This is a genomic window from Streptacidiphilus sp. PB12-B1b (assembly GCF_014084125.1).
Taxonomy (GTDB): Bacteria; Actinomycetota; Actinomycetes; order Streptomycetales; family Streptomycetaceae; genus Streptacidiphilus.
This window is the reverse complement of sequence record NZ_CP048405.1, coordinates 6,885,936-6,898,678: the sequence shown is the minus strand read 5'-3', so window position 1 is coordinate 6,898,678 and position 12,743 is coordinate 6,885,936. Positions and strand designations below refer to the sequence as shown.

Annotated in this window: 10 protein-coding genes; 8 read left to right on the top strand and 2 right to left on the bottom strand. The window is 73.7% G+C overall.

Features of this window, described 5'->3' with window-relative positions:
* Window positions 1–46 precede the first annotated feature (46 nt).
* Window positions 47–361, bottom strand: coding sequence for a WhiB family transcriptional regulator (locus GXW83_RS29910; RefSeq protein WP_182446154.1), 315 nt, complete (start codon window positions 359–361; stop codon window positions 47–49).
* Window positions 362–757: 396 nt separating this feature from the next.
* Between GXW83_RS29910 and GXW83_RS29905 the strand changes: the two genes are divergently transcribed.
* From GXW83_RS29905 to GXW83_RS29890, 4 genes are all read left to right on the top strand, one after another.
* Window positions 758–1,369, top strand: a complete 612-nt coding sequence (locus GXW83_RS29905) for a response regulator transcription factor (protein WP_030251459.1) — start codon at window positions 758–760, stop codon at window positions 1,367–1,369.
* A gap of 195 nt (window positions 1,370–1,564) precedes the next feature.
* Entirely contained in the window at window positions 1,565–2,203 is a 639-nt protein-coding gene (gene shbA / locus GXW83_RS29900; RefSeq protein WP_225447330.1) for an RNA polymerase sigma factor ShbA, read from the top strand.
* Window positions 2,204–2,388: 185 nt separating this feature from the next.
* Window positions 2,389–3,891, top strand: coding sequence for an IMP dehydrogenase (gene guaB, locus GXW83_RS29895; RefSeq protein ID WP_182446152.1), 1,503 nt, complete (start codon window positions 2,389–2,391; stop codon window positions 3,889–3,891).
* A 107-nt stretch (window positions 3,892–3,998) separates the two neighbouring features.
* Complete coding sequence (locus GXW83_RS29890) at window positions 3,999–5,114, top strand: GuaB3 family IMP dehydrogenase-related protein (RefSeq protein ID WP_182446151.1); 1,116 nt, start codon at window positions 3,999–4,001, stop codon at window positions 5,112–5,114.
* A gap of 84 nt (window positions 5,115–5,198) precedes the next feature.
* On the opposite strand, the gene GXW83_RS29885 is transcribed toward GXW83_RS29890, so the two are convergent.
* Complete coding sequence (locus GXW83_RS29885; protein ID WP_182446150.1) at window positions 5,199–5,831, bottom strand: hypothetical protein; 633 nt, start codon at window positions 5,829–5,831, stop codon at window positions 5,199–5,201.
* Window positions 5,832–6,089: 258 nt separating this feature from the next.
* Here GXW83_RS29885 and GXW83_RS29880 point away from each other — a divergent pair, with 258 nt between their 5' ends.
* The 4 genes from GXW83_RS29880 (at window position 6,090) to GXW83_RS29865 (ending at window position 12,740) form a co-directional block, all read left to right on the top strand.
* A complete protein-coding gene (locus GXW83_RS29880) occupies window positions 6,090–7,799 on the top strand; it encodes a glycerol-3-phosphate dehydrogenase/oxidase (RefSeq protein ID WP_182446149.1) in 1,710 nt (569 codons plus the stop codon).
* A gap of 47 nt (window positions 7,800–7,846) precedes the next feature.
* Window positions 7,847–9,496 carry a serine/threonine-protein kinase gene (locus GXW83_RS29875; RefSeq protein ID WP_182446148.1) on the top strand — a complete coding sequence of 550 codons (1,650 nt, stop codon included), beginning with the start codon at window positions 7,847–7,849 and terminating at the stop codon, window positions 9,494–9,496.
* Between the two features lie 64 nt (window positions 9,497–9,560).
* A complete protein-coding gene (locus GXW83_RS29870) occupies window positions 9,561–10,775 on the top strand; it encodes a hypothetical protein (RefSeq protein WP_182446147.1) in 1,215 nt (404 codons plus the stop codon).
* A 150-nt stretch (window positions 10,776–10,925) separates the two neighbouring features.
* Window positions 10,926–12,740 carry a serine/threonine-protein kinase gene (locus GXW83_RS29865; RefSeq protein WP_225447329.1) on the top strand — a complete coding sequence of 605 codons (1,815 nt, stop codon included), beginning with the start codon at window positions 10,926–10,928 and terminating at the stop codon, window positions 12,738–12,740.
* Window positions 12,741–12,743 lie beyond the last annotated feature (3 nt).

Below are 12,743 nucleotides of genomic sequence, written 5' to 3'. Positions count from 1 at the left end.
GGGGTGCCCCGTCGGGCGGGTCGCACCCCGGCGCGCTGGGGGTCCGTCAGTTGCTGATCAGGGTGGCCGGGTCCATCGGACGCTGCCGGGCGCGTCCGAGGAGTTCCTCGCGCTCGTCCTCGGTGAGCCCGCCCCAGACGCCGTAGGGCTCGCGGACGGTCAGGGCGTGGGCCGCGCACTGGGCGCGGACGGGGCAGCGAGAGCAAACCTCCTTGGCGGACTGCTCGCGCGAGCTGCGGGCCGCCCCGCGCTCGCCTTCCGGGTGGAAGAACAGCGAGCTGTCGACACCGCGGCAGGCGGCGGCAAGTTGCCAGTCCCAGAGGTCCGCGTTCGGGCCGGGGAGGCGGGAGAAGTCTGCCATTGCTCATTCCCTCAGGGGTTCAGGTGCGACGGTCAGCGGTGGATACAAGTCATATAACCCCAAAAAGTGAGGGAAAGGGACAAAAGGCACGTAAATCCCGCCACTCGGCGGGGTTACCGCCGGGTTGCGCCGAAGGGCCGCCGCCCGAACCGGGCGCGTACCTCCGCATGCAGGACCGATTGCCCGACGTGGTGCAGCGTCTGTAGTGGTGTGACCACGTAGAGTGCTGAAGGCGGTTGCCGACCCCGTAACTCATTCGAGTGACGGTCGTTGGGAGTGCTGAGGCGGTCGACAGCGCTGGCGTCGGGGAAGACCCCAGCCGTCGTGATCGCATCGGTGACGATTCGTACCAGCCAGGAGGCTCAACGTGACGCGGATCAGCTGCGGAGGACGATCATGACATCCGTTCTCGTCTGTGATGATTCACCGCTTGCCCGCGAGGCGCTGCGCCGCGCGGTGGCGACTGTTCCCGGAGTGGACCGGGTGACCACGGCGACCAACGGCGAGGAGGTGCTGCGCCGCTGGGTGGCCGACCGCTCCGACCTGGTCCTGATGGACGTGCGGATGCCCGGCCTCGGCGGGGTGGAGACCGTGCGGCGGCTGCTGTCCGCCGACCCGGGCGCGCGCATCATCATGCTCACCGTCGCCGAGGACCTCGACGGCGTCGCGCTCGCGGTCGCCGCCGGCGCCCGCGGCTACCTGCACAAGGACGCCTCCCGCGCCGAGCTGCGGGCCACCGTCACGCAGGCGCTGGCCGACCCGACCTGGCGGCTCGCCCCGCGTCGGCTCCGCTGCGCCGAGATGGGCGCCGCGCCGACCCTCACCGCCCGTGAGATCCAGGTGCTCGAAGGCATGAGCCACGGCCGCAGCAACGCCGAGATCGGGCGGGAGCTGTTCCTCTCCGAGGACACCGTCAAGACGCACGCCCGGCGCCTGTTCAAGAAGCTCGGCGCCTCCGACCGCGCGCACGCGGTGGCGCTGGGCTTCCGCTGGGGCCTGGTCCGCTGAGTACCGCGGTCGCCGCGGGGAATCCTCGTTGAGAGGAAGCGGGCATGGCCCGCTTCCTCGTCGAGGACGCACCATGGGGGTATGAGTCTCTCAGGCAGTGGCTGGCGGGGGTGGGCGGCGGTGGCGCATAACGTTCCGATGCACAAGTCGGGGTCCGGTGCCACGTTTCCTGATGTGACCAGGCACCATGGAGCAGTGCGCGACGACGACGTGACTGCTGCCCCCGGCAGCGGACAGCCTGCCGGTGGGGTGCCCGTGCCCATCGGCGCCTTGGTGGTCCGCGCCGTCGGCGGCGACGCCGGCGCGACCGACGCACTGCTGGCCCAGGTCCACCCGCTGGTGCTGCGCTACTGCCGGGCCCGGCTGGTCCGGCTCCCGGGCGGCGCCCGGCACCACGTGGACGACGTCGCCCAGGAGGTCTGCCTGGCGGTGCTCTGCGCGCTGCCGCGCTACCGCGACGAGGGCCGCCCGTTCGAGGCGTTCGTCTACGGCATCGCCGCGCACAAGATCGCCGACCTGCAGCGGGCCGCGATGAAGGGCCCCGGCCAGCCGCTCTCGCTCGCCGAGGAGCTCCCGGAGAAGCCGGACGACGCGCTCGGCCCCGAGGAGCGCGCCCTGCTCAGCAGCGACGCCGCCTGGGCCCGGGAGCTCCTGGCCTGCCTGCCCGACCGGCAGCGCGAGCTGGTGCTGCTGCGGGTCGCCGCCGGGCTCACCGCCGAGGAGACCGGGGAGGTCCTGGGCATGTCCGCCGGGGCCGTCCGGGTGGCCCAGCACCGCGCGCTGAGCCGGCTGCGCGCCCTCGCCGGCGACAACCACGAGGGCCTGTCGGCCTGACGCCCCCGCCCCGGCCGCCCTGCTCGCGGGCCGGAAGGAGAGCCGCCGGGTACCGGTAGACTGAGTTATCGGTGCCGAGCTGCTCACCCAGCGGCCCCCGGTGGCGCCGTGTTGCGCGGGCGGGTGCGGCCAACAGTCTTCCCCCCGTCCCCTTGGTTTCCGGGTCGGTACGGGAAGGTGCCCCAATGTCTTTGAATGCCGCAGGTGTCCCCGAGAAGTTCGCCATGCTCGGGCTCACCTACGACGATGTGCTGTTGCTGCCCGGTGCCTCCGACGTGCTGCCCAACCAGGTGGACACTTCCTCACGGGTCTCGCGCAACGTCCGGGTGAACATCCCTCTGCTGTCCGCCGCCATGGACAAGGTCACCGAGGCCCGGATGGCGATCGCCATGGCCCGCCAGGGCGGCGTCGGCGTCCTGCACCGCAACCTCTCCATCGAGGACCAGGTCAACCAGGTCGACCTGGTCAAGCGCTCCGAGTCGGGCATGGTCACCGACCCGATCACGGTGCTGCCGGAGGCCACCCTGGCCGAGGCGGACGCGCTCTGCGCCAAGTTCCGCATCAGCGGCGTCCCCGTCACCGACCACGGCGGGCGGCTGCTGGGCATCGTCACCAACCGCGACATGGCCTTCGAGTCCGACCGCAGCCGCCAGGTCCGCGAGATCATGACCCCGATGCCGCTGATCACCGGCGAGGTGGGGATCAGCGGCGAGGACGCCATCGCCCGGCTGCGCCGCCACAAGATCGAGAAGCTGCCGCTGGTCGACTCCGACGGCGTGCTCAAGGGCCTGATCACGGTCAAGGACTTCGTCAAGGCCGAGAAGTACCCCAACGCCGCCAAGGACGCCGAGGGCCGGCTGCTGGTCGGCGCGGCCGTCGGCACCGGGCCGGAGTCGCTGGAGCGGGCCCAGGCGCTGGCCGCCGTGGGCGTCGACTTCCTGATCGTGGACACCTCGCACGGCCACAACGGCAACGCGCTGAACTGGATGGCCAAGATCAAGGCCGCCGTGGACGTGGACGTGATCGGCGGCAACGTCGCCACCCGCGACGGCGCCCAGGCGCTGATCGACGCCGGCATGGACGGCGTCAAGGTCGGCGTCGGCCCCGGCTCCATCTGCACCACCCGGGTCGTCGCCGGTATCGGCGTCCCGCAGGTCACCGCGATCTACGAGGCGGCCGTGGCCTGCCGCGAGGCGGGCGTGCCGGTCATCGGCGACGGCGGCCTGCAGTACTCCGGCGACATCGGCAAGGCGCTGGCCGCCGGCGCCGACACGGTCATGCTGGGGAGCCTGCTCGCGGGCTGCGAGGAGTCCCCGGGCGAGCTGCTGTTCATCAACGGCAAGCAGTTCAAGTCCTACCGCGGCATGGGCTCGCTGGGCGCCATGCAGTCCCGCGGCCAGGCCAAGTCCTTCTCCAAGGACCGCTACTTCCAGGGCGACGTCACCTCGGACGAGAAGCTGATCGCCGAGGGCATCGAGGGCCAGGTGCCGTTCCGCGGCCCGCTGTCCGCGGTGCTGTACCAGCTGGTCGGCGGGCTGCGGCAGACCATGGGCTACGTGGGCGCGTCCACCATCGCCGAGATGGAGTCCAAGGGCCGGTTCGTCCGGATCACCTCCGCGGGCCTGCGCGAGAGCCACCCGCACGACATCCAGATGACGGTCGAGGCCCCGAACTACCACGGCCAGTAGCCGCACACCGTCCCGGCTTCGCGGCGCGGGGGGCTGCCCAGGCGGCCCCCGCGCCGCGTGCGGGATACTGGTCCACGGCAGTAGCAGGCTGAACGAAGGGCTGGGACGTGACCGAGATCGAGATCGGGCGGGGCAAGCGGGGCCGGCGGGCGTACGCCTTCGACGACATCGCCGTCGTACCCAGCCGCCGGACCCGGGACCCGAAGGAGGTCTCGATCGCCTGGCAGATCGACGCCTACCGCTTCGAACTGCCCTTCCTGGCCGCGCCCATGGACAGTGTGGTCTCGCCCGAGCAGGCCATCGCCTTCGGCCGGCTCGGTGGCCTCGGCGTGCTCAACCTCGAGGGCCTGTGGACCCGCTACGAGGACCCGCGGCCGCTGCTGCAGGAGATCACCGAGGTCAAGGACGAGGCGCTGGCGACCCGCCGGCTCCAGGAGATCTACCGCGAGCCGATCAAGGCCGAGCTGATCGGCCGCCGGCTCAAGGAGATCCGCGACTCCGGCGTGGTCACCGCCGCCGCGCTGTCCCCGCAGCGCACCGCCGAGTTCTCCAAGGTGGTCGTGGACGCCGGGGTGGACATCTTCGTCATCCGCGGCACCACCGTCTCCGCCGAGCACGTCTCCGGCGCGGCCGAGCCGCTCAACCTCAAGCAGTTCATCTACGAGCTCGACGTCCCGGTGATCGTCGGCGGCTGCGCCACGTACACCGCGGCGCTGCACCTGATGCGCACCGGCGCGGCCGGCGTCCTGGTCGGCTTCGGCGGCGGCGCGGCGCACACCACCCGCACCGTGCTCGGCATCCAGGTGCCGATGGCGACCGCGGTCGCGGACGTGGCCGCGGCCCGGCGCGACTACATGGACGAGTCCGGCGGCCGGTACGTCCACGTCATCGCCGACGGCGGCGTCGGCTACAGCGGCGACCTGGCCAAGGCCGTGGCCTGCGGCGCGGACGCGGTCATGATCGGCGCGGCGCTGGCCCGGGCCAACGACGCCCCCGGCCGGGGCTTCCACTGGGGCGCCGAGGCCGTGCACGAGGAGCTGCCGCGCGGCAAGCGGGTGGACCTGGGCACCGTCGGCACCACCGAGGAGATCCTCTCCGGCCCCTCGCACACCCCCGACGGCACCATGAACCTGTTCGGCGCGCTGCGCCGGGCGATGGCCACCACCGGCTACTCGGAGCTCAAGGAGTTCCAGCGGGTCGAGGTCACGGTCGCGCACAAGTAGCCCGCGCGGACGGCACCCGGAGGCCCCCGGCGCGCATCGCGCCGGGGGCCTCCGCCGCGTCCGGGAGCGGACGCCGCGCGGGGGTCAGCGGCGGCGGCGCCGGGTCGGCACCGCGGCCCCGCTGAAGCGGCGGGTGAAGACGAACGCCTCCAGGCCGCCGATGGCGAAGAACAGCAAGGACATGGCGTCCGAGCTCTCCTTCCAGGCCGAGAACAGGTCGCCGGGGTGGCCGAGGACGGTGCCCAGCGGCACCCCGTCCAGCTTGTTGGCCAGCAGGGCGATGCCGAGCATCTCGCCCAGGAAGATGCCGAGCAGCGCCAGCACCACGCCGACCACCGGCAGCGCCGGGTGCCTGCCGCCGAGCTTGCCCAGGGCCAGGCCGATCAGCAGGCCCACGGCCAGGGCCAGGTAGCCGATCTCGTGCTTGGTGAGGTCGATGACCCCGGCGTAGACGGCGGCCGAGACCAGCATGGCCCCGATCCCGGCGACGACCGCCAGGCCCGGCCGGCCGGTCTCCTGCTCCGGACGGCCGGCGGCGGTGACCGGGTAGCCGCCGTAGGGGGTCTGCGGCTGCCCCGGCCCGCCCCAGCCCTGCGGCCCGCCCTGCGGCGGGACGGCGGCGGCCTGCGGCGGCACGGGCGCGCCGAAGCCCTGCGGGGCCGGCCCGGCGGCCGGTGCTGCGGCCGGTGCTGCGGGCGGCGTGGTGGAGTCGGTCATGTGGTGTCCCCCGGGGGTGAAGAGAGCATGGGCGTGCCACGGAAAGCGGCCCGCGAGGGGCCCTGCGCCGTGGAGTCGCCGCAGGCTAGCAGCTACGGCCTGGTGTTCCCGAGTGGATTACGGGTTCGATGCCCGGCTGTGCCCCCGGCCGTGACTGGCACCGCCCCGAGTGGGCAGATACCGGGCAGACTGGTGATCAGTGACCAGCGGAACCGGCCGCCGGAGCACGGGGCCGGTCGGCACAGTGCGGAGGCAGTCATGCGCAGCTCGGAACTGGGACCTGACCAGCGGGCGGAGTCCCTCGCCCGGATGGCCGAGCGGGAGCTCGACGTGCTGGTCGTCGGCGGCGGCGTGGTCGGCGCGGGGACGGCCCTGGACGCGGTGACCCGAGGCTTGGCCACCGGGATCGTCGAGGCCAGGGACTGGGCCTCGGGCACCTCCAGCCGCTCCAGCAAGCTGATCCACGGCGGCCTGAGATACCTGGAGATGCTGGACTTCGCGCTGGTCCAGGAGGCCCTGAAGGAGCGCGGCCTGCTGCTGCAGACGCTGGCCCCGCACCTGGTGAAGCCGGTGCCGTTCCTCTACCCCTTGCAGCACCGCGGCTGGGAGCGCCCGTACGTGGGCTCCGGCGTCGCCCTGTACGACGCCATGTCGGTCTCCGGCGGCCACGGCACCGACCTGCCGCTGCACCGGCACCTGAGCCGCCGCCGGGCCCTGCGGCTGGCGCCCTGCCTGCGCAAGGACGCCCTGGTCGGCGCGGTGCAGTACTACGACGCGCAGATGGACGACGCCCGGTTCGTCACCACCCTGGTCCGCACCGCCGCCGGGTACGGCGCGCTGGCCGCCAACCGGGCCCGGGTGGTGGGCTTCCTGCGCGAGGGGGAGCGGGTTGTCGGTGCCCGGGTGCATGATCTGGAGCAGGGGGGTGAGTTCGAGGTACGCGCCCGGCAGGTCGTCAACGCGACCGGCGTGTGGACGGACGAGACGCAGGCGCTGGTCGGCGAGCGCGGGCAGTTCCACGTCCGCGCGTCCAAGGGCATCCACCTGGTCGTCCCGCGTGACCGGATCCACTCGGCCACCGGGCTGATCCTGCGGACCGAGAAGAGCGTGCTGTTCGTCATCCCCTGGGGGCGGCACTGGATCGTCGGCACCACCGACACCGAGTGGACGCTGGGCAAGGACCACCCGGCGGCCAGCAGCGCCGACATCGAGTACCTGCTCGACCACGTGAACTCGGTCCTGGCGGTCCCGCTGACCAGGGAGGACGTCGAGGGCGTGTACGCCGGGCTGCGTCCGCTGCTGGCCGGGGAGTCCGAGGCGACGTCCAAGCTCAGCCGGGAGCACGTGGTGCAGCACGCCGTCCCCGGCCTGGTGGTGGTGGCCGGCGGCAAGTACACCACCTACCGGGTGATGGCCCGGGACGCGGTGGACGAGGCGGTGCACGGCCTGGACCAGCGGGTGCCGCCGAGCTGCACCGAGAAGGTGCCGCTGGCCGGGGCCGAGGGCTACCAGGCGCTGTGGAACGGCCGGGCCGAACTGGCCCGCGGCAGCGGCCTGCACATCGCCCGGGTCGAGCATCTGCTGAACCGTTACGGCTCGTTGGTCGGCGAACTGCTGCAACTCGTCGCCGAGGACCCGTCGCTGGCCGAGCCGCTGGGCGGGGCCGACGACTACCTGCGGGCCGAGGTCGTCCACGCCGCCCGCAGCGAGGGCGCCCGGCACCTGGACGACGTGCTGGCCCGGCGCACCCGGATCTCCATGGAGACCTTCGACCGGGGCACCGTCTGCATGCGCGAGGCCGCCGAGCTCATGGCCCGTGAACTGGCCTGGGACAAGGGTCAGATCGACCGCGAGGTGGAGCACTACCGCAAGCGGGTGGAGGCCGAGCGGGAGTCCCAGCAGCAGCCGGACGACCTCACCGCCGACGCCGCCAGACTGGGGGCGGAGGACATCGTCCCGCTCCGGTAGGGGACGATGGGGGCGGGAGTTTCATACGCGGAGGGGACCTCAGCCAGATGACCGCTTATCAGGACACGTCGGGGAGGCTGCTGGCGGAGCGCTACCGGCTCGTGTCCGAGCTGGGGCGCGGGGGGATGGGCACGGTCTGGCGGGCCGTGGACGAGATCCTGGGCCGCCCGGTCGCGGTGAAGGAGCTGCGCTTCGCCGCAGGCATGGACGAGGACGAGCGGCGGCGGCTGATCGCCCGCACCCTGACCGAGGCCAAGGCCATCGCCCGGGTCCGGCACACCGCCGCCATCACCGTCTACGACGTGGTCGAGGAGGACGACCGGCCGTGGATCGTGATGGAGCTGGTGGAGTCCCGCTCGCTGAGCGAGGTCATCGCCACCGACGGCGTGCTGCCGCCGAAGCGCGCGGCGGAGATCGGCCTGGAGCTGCTGGCGGTGCTCTCGCAGGCGCACCGCTCCGGCATCCTGCACCGCGACGTCAAACCCTCCAACGTGCTGATCGGGCACGACGGGCGGGTCGTGCTCACCGACTTCGGCATCGCCCGGGTCGAGGGCGACCCCTCGGTGACCTCCACCGGCATGCTGGTCGGCGCGCCCTCCTACATCTCGCCGGAGCGCGCGCGGGGCCGGATCCCGGGCGCGCCCTCCGACCTGTGGTCGCTCGGGGCGACCCTGTACGCGATGGTCGAGGGGCGGCCGCCGTACGACAAGGGCTCGGCACTGTCCACGCTCACCGCGGTGATGACCGAGGAGCTGACGCCCCCGGCCAACGGCGGCCCGCTGGTCCCGGTGATCGCCGGGCTGCTGCGCAAGGACCCGCAGGAGCGCTTCGACGAGAACACCGCCCGGCACCTGCTGCTGCAGGTGCTGAACCAGGACGACAGCTCCCCGCAGCCGGCACAGCCGCCCGCGCCGTCCGCCGCGCAGCAGGCCGCCGGGCCCTCCGCCCGCCCGCCGTTCGGGGCGGCCCCCGCGACCGCCGCCGACGGCCCGGCGTACCCGGGCGGGGCGCGGCCGCGCGACCCCTTCCCGGCGCCCGGGCCCGCGCCGCGCCCGCGCTCGCAGTCCGCCACCGCGGCCATGCCGATGCCCGGCACCGGCTTCGAGCCGCTGCCGACCACCGAGTCGGTGACCGTGCTCGGCACCCGCAGCGGGCGGCGCGCGGCCCGGCTGCTGGTGGCCCTGCTGGTGCTGCTGGTGGTGGCGGGCGGCGGGGTGTGGGTGGCGATGGCGCAGCAGGACAAGCCGAACACCCCGCTCCCCGGCTACGAGCGGGTGGCCATGCCCGGCGGCGCCACCATCGAGATCCCCCAGGGCTGGACGCTGACCCGGCTGTCGGCCGAGCACTGGCGCTACCGGGGCCCGTCCGGCTACCTGGACGTGGCCTGGACCGGTACGCCCGGCAGCAGCGCGGTCGCGGCGCTGCGCACCGAGGAGAGCCGGACCGCTGCGAGCTACCCGCACTACCACCGGGTGGACCTGCAGAAGGTCGGCTACCGGGGCTGGGACGCCGCCGACTGGGAGTGGACCTACACCGGCGGCGACGGCTCGGCCCTGCGCTCGCTCGACCGCGGCTTCGCCACCGACGGCCACCACGGCTACACCATCGACTGGACGTCCGCCGCCGCCGGCTGGGGCGGCGCCCGCAACCACGAACTGATGAACGCCTTCTTCAGCAGTTTTCAGCCCGCGACCTGACATGGTGGCAGCAGCACCGCACGGCAGTACGACAGCACCACCGCACCGCACAGGGAGGGACGGCGTGGGCAGAGCAGCGAACCCCGGCGTCCCCGGCGTCCCCGGCGACGGCTCCGGGCGGCTGCTGGCGTCCCGCTACCGGCTCACCGGCCGCCAGGTAGCCACCGGCGTCGCGGCGGTGGACACCCGCAGCGGCGCGGCGGTGCAGCTGGACGCGGTGCCGCTGCCGGAGCTGGTCACCCCCTTCGACCAGGACCGGCAGCCGGTCCGGGGCGACGACACGGCCGAACGGGCCCTGGTCCAGGCCGCTTTCGTGGCCGGGGCGGTGCCCGACCACCCCCGGCTGAGCCAGGTGTTCCAGGTCTTCGACGAGGACGGCTACCTGTGGGTCGCCGGGGAGGCGGTGCCGGGCGCGCCGCTGGGCGCGGTGCTGGAGCGCGGCGGCCCGCTCGGGCCGTACCGGGCGGCCGAGTTGGCAGGGGATCTGGTGGCGGCGCTGCGCGCGGTGCACGCGGTGGGCCTGGTGCACGGCAATGTCACCGCGGACACCGTCCTGGTCTGCGACGACGGCACGGCACTGCTGGGCGGGCTGGCCGTGGGCGCGGCGCAGGAGGCGCTGTGCGGCGGCCCGGGCGGCGACACCCCGGGAGCGGGCGTCCCGTCATCCCCTTGGAGCCCGGCGCGGGTTCGGGCCCGGGACGCGCGGGCGGTGGTGGTCGGCGAGGCCCCCGAGCGCTGGGCGCCGGAGCAGCGCGGCCCCGGCGGACCGGCCGGGGCGGTCGCGGCGGTGGGCCCGGCGGCGGACGCCTGGGCGCTGGGCGCGCTGCTGCACCGGGCGCTGACCGGCGAACCGCTGCCAGGGGCGGACCCGGAAACACCGTTGGACGCGCTGCCGGAAGCGGCCCGGGAGCCGGCGGAGGCGGTGTCGGGGCCACTGGGCCCGCTGGTCGGCCGGCTGCTGGCGGCGGATCCGCAGGCCCGGCCGTCGCTGCCGGAAGTCCAGCAGGAGATAAGGGAGTTGCTGCTGCGCGCGCCGGAGCCGGTGAACCAGGAGGCGGTGCTGGCGGTGGCCGCGCTGCTGCCCGGCCCGCGCCGGACCGAGCTGCCCGGGCGGTCCGACCGCGCGGCGGCGGCCGACCGGGCCGTGGTGGCGCGCCAGGACGCGCACCACCACGCCGCGCCCCGGCGACACGCGGGACGGTTGGGCGTTGTTCTGGTGACGGCAATACTTCTGATCGTCACATCGGCTCTGGTCATGGCCGCGCTGATCGGGAAGTGAGCATCACAGCGGGATCACATGGCCGCCCCGCCGTTCCCGTCGGGCCGACCGTTCCCTAGTCTGTCCCCAGAGCAACGGGGATTACGCGCGGCGTCTGGCGCCCTGCCGCTGGCTCGACACGCGGCGGGGATCAGGCAAGGGGGAGCAGGGGTGGGCACGGAAGAAGGTTCGGCCGGCGAGTCGGTGCGCGGAGGGACGCCACCGCACGGCACCGCGTCGGGGGGCGCGGCCACCGTGGAGCCGCCCGCGAGAATGCTGGCCGGGCGCTACCGGCTGGGCACGCGGCTGGGGCGCGGCGGCATGGGCACGGTCTGGCACGCCGTGGACGAGATGCTGGACCGCGAGGTCGCGGTCAAGGAGCTGTCCGTGGGTCACCTCGCCGAGGAGGACCTGCAGATCGTCCAGTCCCGGATGAAGCAGGAGGCCCGCGCCGCCGCACGCATCCGGCACCCCGGTGTGATCACCATCCACGACGTGCTGGAGCAGGACGGCAAGCCGTGGATCGTGATGGAGCTGATCAGCGGCCGCTCGCTGGCCGAACTGGTCGAGCAGGAAGGCACGCTGAACCCGCGTGAGGCCGCCGGGATCGGCGCGCAGGTGCTGGCCGCGCTGCACCGGGGCCACCTGGTCGGGGTGATCCACCGCGATGTGAAGCCCGCCAACGTGCTGCTGGAGCAGGGCACCGGCCGGGTCGTGCTGACCGACTTCGGCATAGCCACCTACGAGGGCGACTCCGCCCTCACCCGCACCGGCGACCTGATCGGCTCGCCGGACTACCTCGCCCCCGAGCGCGTCCACGGCTCGCGCCCCGGCCCCTCCTCGGACCTCTGGGGCCTGGGCGCGACCCTGTTCGCGGCGGTCGAGGGCGAGTCGCCGTTCCGCCGCGACTCGCCGCTGACCACGCTCACCGCCGTGGTCACCGATCCGCTGCCGGAGCCGCGCAACGCGGGCGCGCTCACCCCGGTGCTGCAGGCGCTGCTCAGCAAGGACCCGGACGAGCGCCCCTCGGCGCCGGAGGCGATCCGGATGCTGCAGCGGGTCGCCGCCGGGGACACCACCACCATCGGCCAGCCGCCGAGCCCGCTGCGCACCCCCACCAGCACCGTCCCGCTGGTGGACCGCAACGAGCACACCCCGGCCCCGGCCGTGCGCACCGAGCCGACCCGCCCGGCGCTGGTCGAGTCCGAGTACCGGACCGAGCCGGTGCGCGCGGTGTCCCAGCAGCCGACGCTGGAGCAGCCGGCCGGGCCGCAGCACCAGCAGCCGCACCAGCACCCGTACCAGCAGTCCCAGCAGAACGAGCAGTCGTACCAGCGGCCGCAGCCGCGCCGCCGTCGCCGCCGGCTCTGGCCGTGGCTGGTGGTGGCCGCGCTGCTGGCGGCGCTGGCCGGCGGCGGGGTGGCGTACGACTACACGATCATGAGGCACCGCTCCGCCTCCGGCGGCGGCACGCCGAGACCCGGCGGCAGCCCCTCCGCCTCGGCCTCGCCCTCGGCCCCGGTGGTCCCGGCCGGCTTCGTGCTGACCAAGGACCCGGACGGCTTCAGCTTCCCGCTGCCGATCACCTCGCCGCCGTTCCAGCGGGTGGCCGGGAGCACGCTGACCACCACCGACTACTCGCCGGAGAGCGACGAGGACCACCTGATCCGCTTCGGCGTGACCGCCGGGCAGAACCTCACCCCGATCCAGCACCTGCTGCAGATGAAGCAGAGCGTCAAGGACAAGACCTTCGTCGTGCAGGACTCCGGCCAGGACGTCTTCCACGGCTACCCGGGCGCGCGCTGGGACTGGACGTACGTGAAGCTGCTCCCGGACGGCAGCCAGGAGGAGCACCACGCCATCGAGCAGCTGTACAAGGACGGCACCGGCACCGAGTACGACATCATGGTCGACTACCCGGCCGACCAGTGGACCACCTGCTACGAGCGCTTCCTGGCCGTCCTGAACGGCTTCAGCACGCCCTGACCG

Bases quoted from the DNA above. Each gene is read 5' to 3' on its own strand.
- GXW83_RS29910 (WP_182446154.1), bottom strand. From the start codon at position 361: ATGGCAGACTTCTCCCGCCTCCCCGGCCCGAACGCGGACCTCTGGGAC.
- GXW83_RS29905 (WP_030251459.1), top strand. From the start codon at position 758: ATGACATCCGTTCTCGTCTGTGATGATTCACCGCTTGCCCGCGAGGCG.
- guaB (WP_182446152.1), top strand. From the start codon at position 2,389: ATGTCTTTGAATGCCGCAGGTGTCCCCGAGAAGTTCGCCATGCTCGGG.
- GXW83_RS29885 (WP_182446150.1), bottom strand. From the start codon at position 5,831: ATGACCGACTCCACCACGCCGCCCGCAGCACCGGCCGCAGCACCGGCC.
- GXW83_RS29880 (WP_182446149.1), top strand. From the start codon at position 6,090: ATGCGCAGCTCGGAACTGGGACCTGACCAGCGGGCGGAGTCCCTCGCC.
- GXW83_RS29875 (WP_182446148.1), top strand. From the start codon at position 7,847: ATGACCGCTTATCAGGACACGTCGGGGAGGCTGCTGGCGGAGCGCTAC.